This is a genomic window from Vibrio hippocampi, assembly GCF_921292975.1.
Taxonomy (GTDB): domain Bacteria; phylum Pseudomonadota; class Gammaproteobacteria; order Enterobacterales; family Vibrionaceae; genus Vibrio; species Vibrio hippocampi.
Genome location: NZ_CAKLCM010000002.1, coordinates 168739 through 184360 on the forward strand (window position 1 = coordinate 168739; position 15622 = coordinate 184360).

Here is a 15622-nt window from a genome sequence, read left to right on the forward strand (position 1 = left end):
TGAGTTCGAGATTAATCTTCGATTTGCGTGTTATCAACAACGCGATTTTCGCCAAGATCGTGCGGTAGGATCAGGTTGAGGAGAATCGCCACGATACCGCAAAGGCTGACACCTTGTAGACTGAATTCGCCGATGCCAAATGCCATCCCACCAATACCAAACACAAGGGTAATTGCCACAATCACAAGGTTGCGTGATTTATGCAGGTCAACATGGTTCTTAATCAGAGTATTTAGACCGACGGTCGCAATAGAACCAAATAGCAGAATCATGATGCCGCCCATGACTGGTACAGGAATGGTCTGTAGAATCGCGCCCAGTTTACCTACCAATGCAAGTACGATAGCGGTAACGGCAGCCCAAGTCATAATCACAGGGTTGAATGCTTTAGTCAGCATAACTGCACCGGTAACTTCACTATAAGTTGTGTTAGGTGGCGCGCCCATCATAGAAGCGGCGATAGTCGCAACCCCGTCACCAGCAATAGTACGGTGAAGACCCGGTTTCTTCAGATAGTCTTTACCCGTTACATTTGAGATTGCCAACATATCACCCACGTGTTCAACCGCGGGTGCGATCGCTACAGGCAACATGAACAAAATAGCATTGATATTGAATTCTGGAGCGGTGAAGTTTGGCAGTGCAAGCCAAGCGGCTTCATATATCGGAGTAAAATCAACCACACCGAAAAACAGTGCCGTCACATAGCCTGAGGCGATACCACTCACAATTGGCAGTAGCTTTAGGAAACCGCGAGCAAATACGCTCACACCAATCGTGACCAGTAGAGAGATGCCAGAAATCCATAGTGCCGCATCGCCATTCACTAACTGAACCGCACCGTCACCGGTTTTACCTAGCGCCATGTTTACTGCGACTGGCGCAAGTCCAAGACCAATCACCATGATAACGGGACCCACAACAACCGGTGGTAGCAGTTTATGAATGATTGCCACCCCTTTCACTTTGATCACTGCACCAAGAATGACATAAACCACACCAGCAGCCATAAGACCACCCATAGTTGCGCCTACGCCCCAAGTTTGCACACCAAACATAATGGGTGCAATAAAGGCAAAAGAGGAAGCGAGAAAGATGGGCACACTTCGTTTGGTCATTAGTTGGAATAACAAGGTACCGACACCTGCGCCAAATAGTGCAACGTTAGGGTCAAGGCCAGTCAATAGCGGTACAAGAACCAAGGAGCCAAATGCGACAAACAGCATTTGAGAACCTTGAATGATCGTCTTCATAATTCAATATCCATGTTGTTAATGATATTGCCCACGAAATTTGGACAAATTGGCGCTATTTTAACACCTTGAAACGTTTGCGCGATTGATTTTGATTCGGAAATTGAAAATAAATGACAGAATGTTCAACAATATTGCCAAAAATGAATCGGTGCGATTTGCGTCGCACCGTGAGAGAGAAAGACACCGCGTCAATACGGCGAAAAAATACGCCTAACGAATTGCCTTTTCAGTGGGTTATTACTGGTTTAGTGAGCGATAAATCACACAAGCTTGAACATGTTGGCTTGCTCAGTGGTGTAGACTTGCTTATCATTTCTACTTATATCTTGGTGATTTAGGAACCTTATGCGTAATTTAACTTGGTTGTTGGTGGCTTTGACTTCACTACCAGCATTGGCACTAACCAACGTAGATGTGTACTCCACGGTTGTGATTGTTGAGCCAGAGGCGCCAAATTCCGATGAAGTGGCACGTCAGCAAGGCATGACAGAAGTATTGGTACGCGCCAGTGGTAATCAAAACATTGCAAGTAACGCGGTGATCAAGAAAGCGTTAGGCCAAAGTTCACGTTATATCAGCCAGCTGGGCTATACCCAAAAGCAAGGTCAGCAAGCGCTGCGCGTCCGGTTTAATAGCGATCAAATTCAGGTGCTGCTAAAACAAGCAGAGCAATCTACTTGGCCGGCAGAGCGTAAAAACGTCATGGTATGGCTGGTGCAAGATTCCGGTTATGATCGCGAGATTTTATGGGAACACAGTGATTCGACTTTGATTGCAGACCTCAAACAAGAGGCGCAGCGTCGGGGCTTGCCAGTAACTTTGCCGATTGGTGACTTTGATGACATGACCGGCGTGCAGGCGACGGATTTATGGGGTGGATTTGTCAATCCAGTGGCAAGCGCAACGCAAAGATACCCAGTGGATGCGGTGGCGGTAATAAGAGCCGATAGCTCGGGTTTGCGTTGGACGCTGTATGATCAAACGCCGCAGCAGTTGCTTCAATCTCAGCAGCAACCGATACAAGCTAAAGTTTCAGGTGAAGACGCAATGGCACTGGTTATCGATCAGATAAGTGACTATTTCGCCAACCAACATGCGAGTCCAGTGGTATCAGGCGAAAGTGCTGGGATGATTGCGGTTCAGTTTAATCAAATGAGTGACGCTTCTTCATTCTTTAATCTCGAAAGACAACTGACACAATTTTCCTCTACAGCAAAAGCAGAAATCGCCGAGGTGCGTGGTGATACAGTTATTGTGCGTGTCTATTTGATTGGTTCAGTCGAGTCTTTTAAGCAGGAAGTGCTTAAATCGGGCATGGTGGAATTGGAAAGTGAGTCCATTGTTGCGCCTTTAGGGGAGAGTAATGGAGTTTCCGGTGAAACTTCCGCTCCCGCCCTTGAAGGTCAGAGTTCGGACTCTGCCGCGACTGACGCTTCGCTCTCTGCTGGTGAGACAGAAGTAAACAGTGACACGTTACCTGTGTCAGAAAACCAAACCGCATCAAAAGACGTAAACGGCTTACCAAACGAATCGCAGAGTTCAGGATTGGTTGCGGTACCGAGCTTGATATTTAACGTTAAATAATAGAAAAGGGACGAATTATCGTCCCTTTTTTTACTCTTCAAATGTGGCTTTTTCTTGCTTTTCGACCTTAGATAGCCTTGGCAACTTTAAGCCTAGCTCTTTACCTTTGGTTCGTGCATAGAGAATATTGCAGACAAAAGACATCGTCGTCAGCAGTAATTCCACCGCTGCTAGTCCTCTTTCTCCTTCGTTGACCCAAAGCAGGGTAAAGCCATGCAGAAAGTAGAGCATCAAGATAAAGTTGGCCCAGGCATGAGTATAGGGTTTTGCTTTCAGCATGCCCGGTAGTGGTAACAGCAGAGGCAGTGCCCAAGCGATAGTCATTCCCACTGCATTGACATGTGGATGCGGCGAGAGATAACCGTGCCAGATGATGACCCAAGCCAGCAGGGCGACATGACTCCATAGGGCGAGGTGTCGAAGATATTTGACGTTATTTAGGATCATCGATCCCCCTTAATCGTCGTTTGGCGAAGCTTAAGCGCGGTATTGGCCAAACGTGCGCCTAGTGCTTGCGCCAGTCGCTTTTCTTCCGCAGTGAGCGCTGAACCTTGTTCTGCGGTTGCAACGTGCGAAGCGCCATAAGGTGTGCCACCGGAGTGAGTGTGGTGCAGTTCTGGTTCACTGTATGGAATGCCCATAATTAGCATGCCGTGATGCAGCAGAGGAAGTAACAAACTTTGCTGGACACTTTCTTGTCCCCCATGCAGTGATGAGGAAGAGGTAAACACACAAGCGGGCTTGTCAATTAGGTCACCAGAGACCCACAGCGTGGTGGTTTGATCCCAAAAGTGTTTCAGCGGTGCGGCCATATTACCAAACCAAACCGGGCTGCCCATGGCTAAACCGTCACACTGTTTCAGTTCATCCAGCGTGACGCAAGCATCATCGGACGACGTGCGACGCGTCTCTCCCTCAGCCACTTCTTTCTCTGCAACTACTTTATCCGCAAGCGCTATCTCGGGAACCGTGCGCAGCATCGCTTGGCAACCCTCGACAGATTCGACGCCTCTTGCGATGGCTCTTGCGAGTTGTTGGGTACTGCCATGGCGACTGTAATACAGCACCAATACTCGGCATGGACTCATACCAAAATCTCAAGCACTTGCTCAGGAGGGCGACCTAGCTTGGCTTTACCTTGATGAACCACGATTGGACGCTCAATTAATTTAGGATTGGCGGCCATGGCGGCAAATAGCGCTTCATCAGAGGCTTGCGCCAGTTGCAGTTCTTTATAGAGGGCTTCTTTGGTACGCATCATGTCACGAACCGCCGTCAGCTCAAGCTGTTGAAACAAGGTTTGCAGTTGTTCAACCGTTGGCGGTGTATCGAGATATTTAACGATCTCTGGAGAGAAACCTTTATCTTCAACAAGTGCTAAGGTTTCACGACTTTTTGAGCAGCGCGGGTTATGGTAAATAGTGACCGACATAAACTTTTCCTTTTTTTATTGTAGTGCCATAAAGCGATCTCGTTGAATCAGCAACTGATCAATACGAGCGTCATAGCGGGCTTGATCAAAGCTGCCGAGTTCAGCAACTTGGCTCGCTTGCGAGTAGAGTTGGATGGCTTTATCCCACTGAGCATTGAGGGCCAATATTTCCGCTCTAGCCGCTAAATCTTTATCACTCAATCCAAGTTTAATGCTGGCCTCGGACATTAAGTGCCAGCCATTGGTATCGTTTGGATTATCGTGAGTATATCGTTGCAAGCTTGTCAGTGCTTGCTGGTATTTTTCTTGTTGAATAAGCGCATTGGCGTAATTGATCACCAATACCTTGTTATGCGGTCTGACCTTGAGTGCCTTTTCGAGCATGGAGGTGGCTTTCTCTGGTTTTTTCTGTGCGAGATAGAGATCCGTTGCCGCATCAAGATAAAAGTTGTTGTTAGGCGCCGTACGCATTAACTGCGTTAATATCTTATCGGCTTGGTCGAGTTTATTGTTATCTAAGTAAACCAATGCCTTTCCATATTCAAACGCATCTTGAAGTTCCACAGGTGCACGCGTGGCTGTTCGGTTTAGCCAATCCAATGCGGCTTCTTGCTTAATACCGGCATAACGCACCACAACTCTTGAGCGAGCTAAGTGGTAATCGATAGACGGCATAATACGCAGTGGAGGGTAGCTTTGCGCTCGGGCGCGAGAGTCAGTAATACGATCCTCGGGCAATGGGTGAGTCAATAACATGGCGGGAGGCGTACTGGCGTAGCGATATTCATCGGCGAGGCGACTAAAGAAACGTGGCATGTCGTTAACGTCAAACTCTGCTCTCGCCAGTGTGGCGATACCGAATCGGTCAGCTTCTTTTTCGTTGCTGCGCGTGTAGTTGATGGAAGCCTGCATGGAGCCAGCGGTGGTGGCGGTGAGTGCGGCGATCCCTGCTTGCGGTGAGGCGATGGCGAGCAGTAACGAAGCCGCCATAGCGGCAAGCGTTGCGGGAGAGCGTCTTGCCTCATCTTCCATTCGTCTGGCAAGGTGGCGTTGAGTAACGTGAGCAATTTCATGCGCCATAACGGAGGCAATTTCACTTTCTGTGTGAGCATGTAAAAACAGCCCCGTATGTAAGGCGACGTAGCCACCAAAAAAGGCAAACGCATTAATATCGCGGTCTCGAATCAAGAAGAAGGTGAACGGCGTTTTGACATCATTGGCATTCGACACTAATCGATGACCAATGGAGTCAACATACTCATTCATAACGGGGTCGTTAACGATAGGCGAACTGGCTCGTATCATTCGCATATAGGCATCGCCATAGATAAGCTCTTGATCTATGGTCAAGGTTGCCCCAGCCGCGGTTCCAATATCAGGGAGTTCGGTCTGAGCAAATGAAGCAACTGGGTGCCCAAGGGTCGCTGCGACGCAAAGATACACCAATGAGCGAGTGCGTTTTAACATAGGGTTCGAGTAACTCCTGAAATTAGATCTAGCCAAACGTTCTCTTGAGCAAACGTTCTCTTGAGATAGTGAGGTCGAGGTGTTCGAGATTATAGGTACGACCACAGTCATCACACTTGGTTTCCTATTTTTGCATACAGATTAATGATTAGAAAGGTTTTAACTTTGTGTTAACTTAAGTGACGGGACACTGGAGCGGCGTTCATATGCCCACATGCGGTGCCGTAACCCGGATTTATGGATAAAATTTATATAATTCAAGGCGATTAGCGAATATTGTTCTATGTGATTGGTTTCTCGAAAACGGTTTTACTTTTCGATTCAGTTTAGGTTTGGGGATGCAATGAAAAACCATTACAATGACCCATTAACGGTTATTTTTTAAGTGATTCGGCATGCAGGTTAAACAACTCGATCTTAAGGATGAGCGCTGTCCAATGTCTCTGCTTTTGGTAAAGAGAGCTTACAAAGCATTGGGAGTCGGTGAGGCAATGTCGATAGTATTAGTCGAACCACAATCGGTCACTGATGTGTCTTCATATTTAGGTATGCAAACGGCAAAGGTTGACAAACAAACTCGGTCAGATGTGACCACAATCAGTGTATTAAAACAGGGTGTTTAATCGATGTTAGATATGGCTCGTCGTTGGTACAAACGACGTTTTTCCGATCCAGATGCAGTCAGCCTTGTGCTTATTCTACTGTTCGGATTTATTACGATTTACTTTTTTGGTCACCTTATCGCACCGCTTTTGGTGGCGATTGTGTTGGCTTATTTGCTTGAGTGGCCGGTGACTAAACTCAGCAATTTGGGACTGCCAAGAACCTTAGGTGTGGTGACGGTGATTTTGCTGTTTACCGGTTTAATGCTGATGGCCATTTTTGGTTTGGTGCCTACGATCTGGAAACAGGTCGGCAACCTGATTAATGATATTCCCAACATGTATGCCGTATCGCAGGAGTTTGTCAAAGATATTCCACGTAAGTATCCCGATATCGCCGATATCCATTTGGTTGAGTCCGTCATGGACAATATGAAAAATAAGGTATTGGTGCTGGGTGAAAATGTCGTCAAAGGTTCGTTAGCGTCTTTGGTGAGTTTGGCTGCCATAGCGGTCTACCTGATTTTAGTGCCTTTATTGGTATTTTTCTTGTTGAAAGACAAAGAAGAAATGGTCGGTATGGCGAGAGGTCTACTGCCAAGGAATCGTAAACTGGCAAACAAAGTCTGGTTGGAGATGAACCAGCAGATTTCCAATTATATCCGCGGCAAGGTGCTGGAGATCTTAATCGTCGGCGGGGTGAGTTATGTAACCTTCGCTATTTTAGATCTTCGCTACGCCGTCTTACTTGCCGTTCTGGTTGGTTTTTCGGTTCTGATCCCTTATATCGGAGCGGCCGCGGTGACCGTGCCTGTCGCCATGGTCGGTTTATTCCAATGGGGTTTGGCTCCACAGTTTTACTGGCTGCTGATTGCTTACGGCATTATTCAGGCTTTGGATGGGAATGTGCTGGTGCCGATTTTATTCTCCGAGGCGGTGAATTTGCATCCAGTGGCGATCATCGTCTCTGTATTGGTATTTGGCGGTTTGTGGGGATTTTGGGGTGTGTTTTTTGCCATCCCACTCGCAACATTAGTTAAGGCGGTTTGGCATGCTCTGCCGAGTCAGGATGAGTCTCTAGCGCCAAGCTAGCAGCAGAGTTAAATTCTACTTCAGTTGAAAGCCTCGCATATGCGAGGCTTTTTTTTCGATGCAATGCTATATGTCGTTTAGTCAGAATCATCAACGCTTTAACGTAAACTTTCTGGCATATCTAAGTAAATAGTCTAGATTAATAATTGATGTTAATAGGATGTAGCATTATCTGAAATAGAGTTAATCAAAAGGAGTTGAAGCGATGAACAAACTATTTCCCCTATACCTAGTTTTACTTTCAGCCTCAACATTGACTGCAGCAGCGACGCTCAGTTGGAGTGGTAAGGTTCCAGAAAGAGATATGATCACCAATATTGGAGTGGTTCAGCAGCAGATTAGTTGGGATGTTAATGGCAAACATTATCAGTATTCTGTTCAGCAAGCACCTTCACATCAAATTAAGATTACCGAAATATCAGAAACAACGGCGATAGTCTCGCCAGCTATTTAACTGATTCCACGTTAACTGATTACAAGGTCTTAGTTAAATCATGAGACGGTAGTTGTCACACACACTTCCGTCTCTAATTCAAAGCAACGGACGCGATTTCCTGTCGCATTGCTATATTCTATTGCATCACTAAATTCTGCTGTATAGCTATCTGCTGTATATCTATAGGACACCAGCAATATTAGATTCATTTTGTATGACAAAAACATGAGCCAGTTCAATCAATTGACATCCAATAGCGATACAGCGTGATGCCTCTCTCCTTCCCTGTCTAATCGTCTTTGTTCGCCAACCAAGCTATGAAATAGTGTGGCAATTAAGTAATACAAAATGTCGTGCTTAGTGCTGAAATAACTGAGTTCGACGAGCGCACTATAGCGGTCCTTGGCGGCCTAAAATATTGATGAGGTATAAAATGCAGGTGTCATTTCCTAATAAAATTGTCGTTGCGTTGGGTGCTTGTTTGACGATGAGTCACAGCTTGCCGTTAATGGCGGCGACTGGAACTGAGAGTGTTAGTCAGCAGAATGTGATGGAACTGATCCAGTCAAAAGCCCATTATCTCGCCATTGAAGCACTCGATAATGACAATGAAACATTTACGGCTTACACCGATGTTGATGGTGAATGGGAGCAAGAGCCGGACCGAAACTGGTGCAGCGGCTTTGTACCGGGCATTTTCTGGTATCTCAATGCGATGACTGCGGATCAATCTTGGCAGAAAAAGGCGGAGTTCTGGACGGAAGGCGTGAGATCTCGCGCGTATGCCACCGACAATGATACCGGCTTCCAAGTTTTCGACAGTTTTGGTCTAGGCTACACCATTGGCGGCGTGACCAGTGACGACTATAAACAAGTCTTGAAAGATGGGGCAAATACGTTGGTCACGGAGCGCTACAATAAAGACATCGGCGCGTTCCGCTCATGGAATCAACGCATCGATAACCCAACGACCTTGCCTTTCGAAGTCAATATCGATCAGCTAATGAACATGGAGTTGGTCCTATGGGTGGGGGCAAATGCAGATAAGCCCGAATACACACAAATGGCGGTTTCTCATGCAGATAAAACTTGGCAACATGGTGTTCGAGACAATGGCAGTACCTACCATGTCGTGAGTTATAACCTTGACGGAAGCGTTGATAGTAAACGCACACACCAAGGGTGGCAGACGGATTCAACGTGGTCGCGAGGTCAAGCATGGTCAGTCTATGCTTATGCCATGTATTACCGTTTCACCGGGCTTGAAAGAATGTTGGAACGTTCGATAAAGTCTTACGACTATTTTCTTTCGGCGACACAGCAACAAACCAACGATCTCGTCCCATACTCGGATTTTGATGCGCCGATTGATGTGAGAAACCCTAAAGATACCTCAGCGACCGCCGTGGTCGCGTCTGGTTTGCTAGAGCTTTATCATATAACTAAAGATGAGAAGTATCTGAACGATGCCGAGGCGATGTTGATCTCATTGGCAAAACCAGAATATCTAGCGAGAGAAACTGAGTACCAAGCCATCTTGAAAAAAGGCTCAGAAAAATGGGGTGAACCAGAGGTTGGCACCATCTTTGGCGATTACTTCTTTATTGAGGCGCTGTACCGCTGGAAGCAGTGGTCGCCGCGTGAGTTACCAGGCTATTTTGGTCTGAACTAACCGCGAGAGATAGCGTCACTTCGATATAAAAAAACCGAGCGTTGAAGCTCGGTTTTTTAGTGGGTTCGATCAGTGAATTAGGCTTGTACACCGTTGAGATAATCTAGAACCACTTCATGGTGAGTCTTGGTTTTGAACTTGTTAAACACTTGCTCAATGATCCCATTTTCATCAATCAGAAAACTGATGCGGTGTAGTCCGTCGTAGACTTTACCCATAAACTTTTTTTCGCCCCACACGCCGAATTGTTCGGCAGCGGCGTGGTCTTCGTCAGACAGTAGCGTGAAGTTTAGCTCATCTCGCTCGATGAATTTCCCGAGGCGCTTGACTGGGTCGATACTGACACCGAGTACCGCGACATTATGAGCGTCTAGCTCGGCTTTGATATCACGCAGACCTTGAGCTTGTACTGTACAGCCAGGTGTCATCGCTTTCGGGTAAAAATAAAACAACACTTTTTGACCTTTAAAGTCACTTAGAGTGACGCTGTTTCCATCTTGATCGAGCAGAGAAACATTGGGTGCCGGAGTGCCAGCCGTGAGTGTATTCATTACTATTCCTTTTGAAGTTTTTATTGTCATTATACTGCCGTTTAGTGACCGCTACTGTTAATGAAGTTGAGTGAACCTTGAACCGATAGCGTCCCACACAGCGCATTAAACTCTTCTTGGAGCTGCATTAAATTGCAGTTGTCATCGACGTTGGCGGTGAGTGCTATTTGAAAGTGGTCCACCTCGGAGCCGGTTCTTTCTTTGGTGATGGTTTGAGCGCTGAGCGAGGCTAAACCAATTTGACGATTAGCAAAGAACTGAGTGAACTGCTCCGTCAGTCCCACTCGATCATCTGACTCGACGAACACTTCTACGGTGTAGTGACTGTCGAGAGGGAGATGTTTAGAGGTACGTTTCATCATAGTGATCAGATCATGTTCTTGACCCAATAACGGTAGGCTGGTTTCCACTCGAGTAATGTGGTTTGCATTGCCAGATACCAACATAATCAAAGTAAATTCATTACCAAATAGGGCAATGCGGCTATCAACAATGTTACATCCTGAATGAGTGACTAAATGCATAACTTCATTACAGATACCAGGACGATCAGTGCCTACAGCGGTAATCACTAAATATTGATTCATAGTGTCACTCTATTGTGTTGTTATTGAGTCAGTCTCCAGAGTTTGCTTGCAGAGACTGGGGCGGTATCGATACATGGTATACCTATAGTGGCGAAATTTGCAATCTTGGGACACAAAAGCGTAATGAAAGGCTATGTTGGGTGGTGATAGTGATGGGCGAGCCTAGTGAGTGAGGGCTGAGCAATGACGTGACTTTTATTCTATTGCGTGGTGAATCTCTGAAATATGATAATTATTCATTCACTTCTGCAATCTATATAAGCTTAATAGCTTGTTTTTATCAATGGCATTACAGTACCATGCAGGAAGTATCATTTTAGGGAGATAACCATGTTTTCAGGAAGTATTGTTGCACTCATTACCCCATTCACTCCAGACGGCGAAGTTGACTTTGTTAGCCTACGAAAATTGGTAGAGCATCATGTTAGCGCGGGTACGGATGGTATCGTCGCGGTTGGGACGACAGGGGAGTCTGCAACACTCACTGTTGAAGAACATGTAAAAGTCGTGGCTAAAACGGTTGAGTTTGCCCAAGGACGCGTGCCAATTATTGCCGGCACGGGCGCAAATGCAACGCATGAAGCGATTACCTTTAGTCGTTTATTAAGTAATGTCGGCATCGCTGGCTGCTTAAGCGTGACACCATATTACAACAAGCCGACTCAAGAAGGCATGTTCCAGCATTATAAAGCGATCTCTCAAGAGACCGATATTCCTCAGATTCTCTACAACGTACCAGGTCGTACCGGGGTAGACCTAAAACCAGAGACAGTTGCACGTCTGGCTGAGATCCCATCAATTGTGGCACTGAAAGATGCGACCGGTGATCTTGAAAGAGTTGCAATTCATCGTGAACTTTGTGGCGAAGATTTTATCTTACTAAGTGGTGATGATGCGACTGGACTGGATTTTGTTAAGCGAGGCGGTCAAGGGGTTATCTCGGTAACCAACAATATTGCTGCTGCAGACATGGCAAAGATGCTATCTCTGGCGCTTGAAGGCAAATTTGAAGAAGCAGAAGTGATCAACCAACGCCTAATGGGACTGCACCATAAACTGTTTGTAGAATCGAGCCCGATTCCAGTTAAGTGGGCAGCACACAAATTAGGAATGATTGCCGATGGTGGCTTGCGTTTACCACTCACTGAACTGTCTCAAGAAGGCAAAACAGTGGTAGCTCAAGCTTTAACAGAGGCTTGTATTTATTAAGCTTATAAGGAGACGTTGCTAGCAACGCCTCCTTATAAACGCGACGTTTAAATAGTGACACAGCAGAGCTATTTCAGGGAGTTTTAATGAAATTTTCTCGTCAGCTAGCGGTATCTTCGCTCGCTGTTATCGTATTAGCCGCTTGCTCTAGCGACCCTAGAACTCGCAGAGAAGCAAAAGACGACTTCAATTATCTTGAAGCCCCAGCTCTGGAAAGCTGGAGCATGCCTGATGGTGCGACGCCACAGTATTATCCTAACTATCAGATCCCTAAAGGCGATTATCAAGGTGAAGTGGGGCGTGACGTTGATATTCGACCGCCACAGCAAGTGCTTGAGCTTATTCCGGGTGCCCGTGTTGAGCGCCAAGGGTCACAGGTGACTCTGTGGTTGCTGCAAGAGCAAGAGATGGATAAAGTCTGGAGCACTATCCAAGAAATGATGACAAAGCAGAATATCAAAGCGGTCAAGCAATCCGATACTGAGATTGAAACCGACTGGGTATCCTGGAAATCAGCCGATGAAGATACAGAAATCGGCAGTCGTTATCGTATTACTCGCACAGAAGCCAATAATCGCTATGGTTTTACCACTGAGTTGATCGATTGGAAAGAAGGTAACCAAGTTAAGCCGGTCACTAGGACCAATGAAGAGCGTTACAATACCTTGCTAACCAACTTGATTACCGCACGCTACGATACTAACTTGCGTGAAGACGCTGCCCGTCGAGCCAGTGAGTTGGTGAAAACAATCCCAGTCAGTATGGGTACTGACCGCAGTGGTTTACCGGTTATTATTGCACGGACTTCCTATGATGTACTTTGGCAACGTGCGCCTAAGTTGCTGCCACAAATGGGCTTTACGGTATTAACCCGTAATCAGTCTCAGGGCACAATTACCGCGACCTACGCCTCACCGAACGATGAGTTTTGGAATAGTGTTGGTTTGAAGCCGATTGATCTGAAATCAGGGGATTACACTTTCCTACTGGGTGATCTCGGCAACCGAACTTCGATCAACGTCACCGACGATAAAGGTAAGCCGGTCGAAGAAAACTTATTACGTTCTTTAGAGCCAGTGTTGGCGGCGGTTGGTCAGCTATAACGGTCTTACCAGAGTTAAACTGAACGTGGTTTACAAATAAAACTCAAAAGGGTCTGACTTGTCAGACCCTTTTTACATGCCTGTTTTTATAGGTATGTTTTAAATACATCGCCGTTTGTAAGCTGAGCCTTTTAGAGTAAGCAAGACGTTCTTTTTGTCTAATCTTGCGGTTTTTTATTAGGGTCTTGGCTCTGTTTGTCTAGCTCGTTAAGTCGGTCTAAGTTATGTTCACGGGAACCCGGCTTAGGACCTTGCCCAAACTTCATATTCGCCGTGTATTTAAGTGCAGCGATGTTCCCCACAACCACAGCAACCACCACACAGATAATCACCCATGGACTAAATAACCATTCAATCATACTTATCACCTATTGGCAGATATTCGCTATAAATTGAGTGTATAGGGTATCGAGCTCAGAAAGTATGGTTTTCCGTCCCAAAATTTCAGTTTGCTCTAGCGTGCTTTGCAGTATTTTAGGGTCGGTGAGCTGTAAGCATTGGTGAGCGGTAAGCTTATGGCTAAGATGCCAAGGCTCAGGTGACACGCCCCCAAGATCCTGCGCGTAAGGAAAAAAGAAACCCCACTGCTGAGCGTGTTCTAGTAACCACTGGTAAAACGGTGTTTGATGACCCGATAGATATTCCCAAGGCTCTAAGGCGATTGCCGTGCCTTCTGGCAATAGATTATGAGCGTATAAATCGAAGTCGGTTCCCCAGTGATGTCGACTTGCACCCGGTAGTGCGCTCCATCTTAGGATTGCGAACACTTTCTCTGACTCAGATAAGTGTTCGGTTGCTAGAGGTTGGCTGTGTAGGTCGAGAATCGGTCGCACCCCCGACATTTTGTTGTTCCATATCGCCAGTTGGCGCTCAAAACTGCGATAGCCACTGGCAATATGAAATTCAAACCCAGCTTGACGAGCGCTTTGTTCGAGAGCCAAAAGATCGGCTTTTACCTCTCGATGCACCTCGAATGAGCGAATGCCAATCAACACCTCAGAGAGGTGCGAAGCATCTTGGCCGACAAGTTGGGCTGGAGTCATATTATTGTCCTAGAAGATTAACGAGTGTTTGTTCAAACATATCGGTAAGCTTTTCCAGATCATCCACTTTAACACACTCGTTGACCTTGTGGATGGTTGCGTTAACCGGTCCCAATTCGACCACCTGTGCGCCCATACGAGCGATAAAGCGACCATCAGAGGTGCCACCAGTAGTTAACAGCTCAGGTTTAGTACCGTTGACCGCTTCTACACCCGTTACCACAGCATCTAATAGCGCGCCAGTATCCGTTAAGAAAGGGTGACCGCTCAATGTCCACTTGAGGTCATAGTCGAGCTGATGTTGATCGAGCACGGTATGAACGCGGCTTTTGATCGTTTCATCAGTCAACTCGGTGCTAAAGCGAAAGTTAAACTGAACGTCAAATTCTCCCGGGATCACATTGCTTGCCCCTGTTCCCGCCTGTAGGTTGGGAATTTGGAAACTAGTGGGAGGGAAATAGGCGTTACCTTGATCCCATTCCGTCGCAGCCAGTTCAGCAAGCGCGGGCATGGCTTTATGAATCGGATTATTGGCGAGGTGTGGATAGGCGACATGACCTTGAATGCCTTTGACACGAAGATCACCAGTAATTGAGCCACGACGACCATTTTTAACCACATCACCAACGTGATTGGTGCTAGAGGGTTCCCCCACAATGCACATGTCTATCTTCTCGTCGCGTGCCATCAAGGTATCAATGACGCGAGTAGTACCGTTGATGAACGGTCCTTCCTCATCAGAAGTAATCAAGAATGCGATAGAGCCTTTATGATCGGGGTGTTCTGCGACAAAACGCTCTGCCGCGACCAGCATACATGCCAGTGAACCTTTCATATCCGCAGCCCCACGTCCATATAGGTAGCCATCGATGATCGTCGGTTCAAAGGGCGAGGTGTTCCACTGGTCAAGAGGACCCGCTGGAACCACATCGGTATGCCCAGCAAAAGCAAAAAGTGGTGCTTGCTGACCACGTCGGGCCCAGAAATTCGTGGTGTCTTCGAATACCATCACTTCAATTTCAAATCCGAGCTTTTCCAAACGCTCTATCATTACCTTTTGGCAATCTGCATCTTCTGGGGTTACCGATTGACGGCTAATAAGGTCTTTAGCTAGAGCCAAAACTGGGCTGTCTGTCATCCTTGAGGATCCTTGTTTATCTTTGGTCAAAATTACGATGGGTTAGAAAAAATTTGCTGATATTGGTCGGCTTTAAAACCAAGATGCAGCGAACCATCAATATCTAAAATAGGGCGCTTAATCATGGCAGAGTTGTCCACCAATAAAGGCAGTGCCGTTTCTAAAGAGAGCGTCTCTTTCTGTTCTGGGGTCAGTTGTCTAAAAGTCGTACCACGCTTGTTCAGCACATTTTCCCATCCCAACTGTTTACAGAAATGGCTGACCATCTCAGCATCAATACCTTGTTTACGGTAATCGTGGAATGAGAACTCAATGTTATTGGCTTCGAGCCATTTTTTCGCTTTTTTGATGGTATCGCAATTTGGGATCCCAAACATAGTCACTGCCATGCGCTGTTTCCTTTACTAACTATTGGGTGGATAACGCATCCTATCAAGAACCTTGTTGTGA

Annotated in this window: 18 protein-coding genes; 7 read left to right on the forward strand and 11 right to left on the reverse strand. The window is 46.5% G+C overall.

Translation table 11 applies throughout. From position 1 onward, the window contains the following. Positions 1 to 11: 11 nt before the first annotated feature. Positions 12 to 1253 carry a uracil-xanthine permease family protein gene (locus tag L9Q39_RS03240; protein ID WP_237483689.1) on the reverse strand — a complete coding sequence of 414 codons (1242 nt, stop codon included), beginning with the start codon at positions 1251 to 1253 and terminating at the stop codon, positions 12 to 14. A 348-nt stretch (positions 1254 to 1601) separates the two neighbouring features. Between L9Q39_RS03240 and L9Q39_RS03245 the strand changes: the two genes are divergently transcribed. Continuing rightward, on the forward strand, positions 1602 to 2840 hold the full coding sequence (locus L9Q39_RS03245) for a DUF2066 domain-containing protein (protein WP_237483690.1): 1239 nt from the start codon (positions 1602 to 1604) through the stop codon (positions 2838 to 2840). Positions 2841 to 2870: 30 nt separating this feature from the next. On the opposite strand, the gene L9Q39_RS03250 is transcribed toward L9Q39_RS03245, so the two are convergent. Genes L9Q39_RS03250 through bepA form a run of 4 tightly spaced genes read right to left on the reverse strand, consistent with a single transcriptional unit; the run spans position 2871 to position 5739 of the window. Beyond that, positions 2871 to 3287 carry a DUF2069 domain-containing protein gene (locus L9Q39_RS03250; protein ID WP_237483691.1) on the reverse strand — a complete coding sequence of 139 codons (417 nt, stop codon included), beginning with the start codon at positions 3285 to 3287 and terminating at the stop codon, positions 2871 to 2873. Further along, the gene (gene wrbA / locus L9Q39_RS03255; RefSeq protein WP_237483692.1) at positions 3284 to 3928 is read right to left on the reverse strand and encodes an NAD(P)H:quinone oxidoreductase; all 645 of its coding nucleotides are present in this window, start codon (positions 3926 to 3928) and stop codon (positions 3284 to 3286) included. Before wrbA ends, L9Q39_RS03250 begins: the two co-directional genes overlap by 4 nt. Next, a complete protein-coding gene (gene arsC / locus L9Q39_RS03260; RefSeq protein ID WP_237483693.1) occupies positions 3925 to 4272 on the reverse strand; it encodes an arsenate reductase (glutaredoxin) in 348 nt (115 codons plus the stop codon). Before arsC ends, wrbA begins: the two co-directional genes overlap by 4 nt. A 15-nt stretch (positions 4273 to 4287) precedes the next feature. Next, positions 4288 to 5739 carry a beta-barrel assembly-enhancing protease gene (gene bepA / locus L9Q39_RS03265; protein ID WP_237483694.1) on the reverse strand — a complete coding sequence of 484 codons (1452 nt, stop codon included), beginning with the start codon at positions 5737 to 5739 and terminating at the stop codon, positions 4288 to 4290. Positions 5740 to 6134: 395 nt separating this feature from the next. Here bepA and L9Q39_RS03270 point away from each other — a divergent pair, with 395 nt between their 5' ends. The 4 genes from L9Q39_RS03270 (at position 6135) to L9Q39_RS03285 (ending at position 9541) form a co-directional block, all read left to right on the forward strand. Next, positions 6135 to 6362 carry a sulfurtransferase TusA family protein gene (locus L9Q39_RS03270; RefSeq protein WP_237483695.1) on the forward strand — a complete coding sequence of 76 codons (228 nt, stop codon included), beginning with the start codon at positions 6135 to 6137 and terminating at the stop codon, positions 6360 to 6362. A 3-nt stretch (positions 6363 to 6365) separates the two neighbouring features. Beyond that, positions 6366 to 7433: an AI-2E family transporter gene (locus L9Q39_RS03275; protein ID WP_237483696.1), complete on the forward strand. Its 1068-nt coding sequence runs from the start codon at positions 6366 to 6368 to the stop codon at positions 7431 to 7433. 205 nt (positions 7434 to 7638) lie between these two features. Continuing rightward, positions 7639 to 7887: a hypothetical protein gene (locus tag L9Q39_RS03280; RefSeq protein ID WP_237483697.1), complete on the forward strand. Its 249-nt coding sequence runs from the start codon at positions 7639 to 7641 to the stop codon at positions 7885 to 7887. Positions 7888 to 8302: 415 nt separating this feature from the next. Continuing rightward, positions 8303 to 9541, forward strand: a complete 1239-nt coding sequence (locus L9Q39_RS03285) for a glycoside hydrolase family 88 protein (RefSeq protein WP_237483698.1) — start codon at positions 8303 to 8305, stop codon at positions 9539 to 9541. Positions 9542 to 9618: 77 nt separating this feature from the next. Here L9Q39_RS03285 and bcp read toward each other — a convergent pair whose 3' ends face one another. Together bcp and L9Q39_RS03295 are read right to left on the reverse strand one after the other, a co-directional pair. Beyond that, on the reverse strand, positions 9619 to 10092 hold the full coding sequence (gene bcp, locus L9Q39_RS03290; RefSeq protein WP_237483699.1) for a thioredoxin-dependent thiol peroxidase: 474 nt from the start codon (positions 10090 to 10092) through the stop codon (positions 9619 to 9621). Positions 10093 to 10133: 41 nt separating this feature from the next. Further along, on the reverse strand, positions 10134 to 10679 hold the full coding sequence (locus tag L9Q39_RS03295) for a glycine cleavage system transcriptional repressor (RefSeq protein ID WP_237483700.1): 546 nt from the start codon (positions 10677 to 10679) through the stop codon (positions 10134 to 10136). 330 nt (positions 10680 to 11009) lie between these two features. Between L9Q39_RS03295 and dapA the strand changes: the two genes are divergently transcribed. Beyond that, positions 11010 to 11888 (forward strand): 4-hydroxy-tetrahydrodipicolinate synthase, encoded by an 879-nt coding sequence (gene dapA / locus L9Q39_RS03300; RefSeq protein ID WP_237483701.1) that lies wholly within the window; start codon positions 11010 to 11012, stop codon positions 11886 to 11888. 86 nt (positions 11889 to 11974) lie between these two features. Next, positions 11975 to 12991, forward strand: a complete 1017-nt coding sequence (gene bamC / locus L9Q39_RS03305) for an outer membrane protein assembly factor BamC (protein ID WP_237483702.1) — start codon at positions 11975 to 11977, stop codon at positions 12989 to 12991. A gap of 158 nt (positions 12992 to 13149) precedes the next feature. On the opposite strand, the gene L9Q39_RS03310 is transcribed toward bamC, so the two are convergent. Genes L9Q39_RS03310 through L9Q39_RS03325 form a run of 4 tightly spaced genes read right to left on the reverse strand, consistent with a single transcriptional unit; the run spans position 13150 to position 15561 of the window. Further along, on the reverse strand, positions 13150 to 13350 hold the full coding sequence (locus L9Q39_RS03310) for a DUF2897 family protein (protein ID WP_237483703.1): 201 nt from the start codon (positions 13348 to 13350) through the stop codon (positions 13150 to 13152). A gap of 9 nt (positions 13351 to 13359) precedes the next feature. Further along, positions 13360 to 14034, reverse strand: a complete 675-nt coding sequence (locus L9Q39_RS03315) for a M15 family metallopeptidase (protein ID WP_237483704.1) — start codon at positions 14032 to 14034, stop codon at positions 13360 to 13362. Position 14035: 1 nt separating this feature from the next. Beyond that, complete coding sequence (gene dapE, locus L9Q39_RS03320; RefSeq protein ID WP_237483705.1) at positions 14036 to 15172, reverse strand: succinyl-diaminopimelate desuccinylase; 1137 nt, start codon at positions 15170 to 15172, stop codon at positions 14036 to 14038. Between the two features lie 32 nt (positions 15173 to 15204). After that, complete coding sequence (locus L9Q39_RS03325) at positions 15205 to 15561, reverse strand: ArsC family reductase (protein ID WP_237483706.1); 357 nt, start codon at positions 15559 to 15561, stop codon at positions 15205 to 15207. Between the last annotated feature and the right edge of the window lie 61 nt (positions 15562 to 15622).

Bases quoted from the DNA above. Each gene is read 5' to 3' on its own strand.
- L9Q39_RS03295 (WP_237483700.1), bottom strand. From the start codon at position 10,679: ATGAATCAATATTTAGTGATTACCGCTGTAGGCACTGATCGTCCTGGT.
- arsC (WP_237483693.1), bottom strand. From the start codon at position 4,272: ATGTCGGTCACTATTTACCATAACCCGCGCTGCTCAAAAAGTCGTGAA.
- L9Q39_RS03275 (WP_237483696.1), top strand. From the start codon at position 6,366: ATGTTAGATATGGCTCGTCGTTGGTACAAACGACGTTTTTCCGATCCA.
- dapA (WP_237483701.1), top strand. From the start codon at position 11,010: ATGTTTTCAGGAAGTATTGTTGCACTCATTACCCCATTCACTCCAGAC.
- L9Q39_RS03325 (WP_237483706.1), bottom strand. From the start codon at position 15,561: ATGGCAGTGACTATGTTTGGGATCCCAAATTGCGATACCATCAAAAAA.
- L9Q39_RS03250 (WP_237483691.1), bottom strand. From the start codon at position 3,287: ATGATCCTAAATAACGTCAAATATCTTCGACACCTCGCCCTATGGAGT.
- L9Q39_RS03315 (WP_237483704.1), bottom strand. From the start codon at position 14,034: ATGACTCCAGCCCAACTTGTCGGCCAAGATGCTTCGCACCTCTCTGAG.
- bamC (WP_237483702.1), top strand. From the start codon at position 11,975: ATGAAATTTTCTCGTCAGCTAGCGGTATCTTCGCTCGCTGTTATCGTA.
- L9Q39_RS03245 (WP_237483690.1), top strand. From the start codon at position 1,602: ATGCGTAATTTAACTTGGTTGTTGGTGGCTTTGACTTCACTACCAGCA.
- bepA (WP_237483694.1), bottom strand. From the start codon at position 5,739: ATGTTAAAACGCACTCGCTCATTGGTGTATCTTTGCGTCGCAGCGACC.
- dapE (WP_237483705.1), bottom strand. From the start codon at position 15,172: ATGACAGACAGCCCAGTTTTGGCTCTAGCTAAAGACCTTATTAGCCGT.
- L9Q39_RS03310 (WP_237483703.1), bottom strand. From the start codon at position 13,350: ATGATTGAATGGTTATTTAGTCCATGGGTGATTATCTGTGTGGTGGTT.
- L9Q39_RS03285 (WP_237483698.1), top strand. From the start codon at position 8,303: ATGCAGGTGTCATTTCCTAATAAAATTGTCGTTGCGTTGGGTGCTTGT.
- L9Q39_RS03240 (WP_237483689.1), bottom strand. From the start codon at position 1,253: ATGAAGACGATCATTCAAGGTTCTCAAATGCTGTTTGTCGCATTTGGC.
- L9Q39_RS03270 (WP_237483695.1), top strand. From the start codon at position 6,135: ATGCAGGTTAAACAACTCGATCTTAAGGATGAGCGCTGTCCAATGTCT.
- L9Q39_RS03280 (WP_237483697.1), top strand. From the start codon at position 7,639: ATGAACAAACTATTTCCCCTATACCTAGTTTTACTTTCAGCCTCAACA.
- bcp (WP_237483699.1), bottom strand. From the start codon at position 10,092: ATGAATACACTCACGGCTGGCACTCCGGCACCCAATGTTTCTCTGCTC.
- wrbA (WP_237483692.1), bottom strand. From the start codon at position 3,928: ATGAGTCCATGCCGAGTATTGGTGCTGTATTACAGTCGCCATGGCAGT.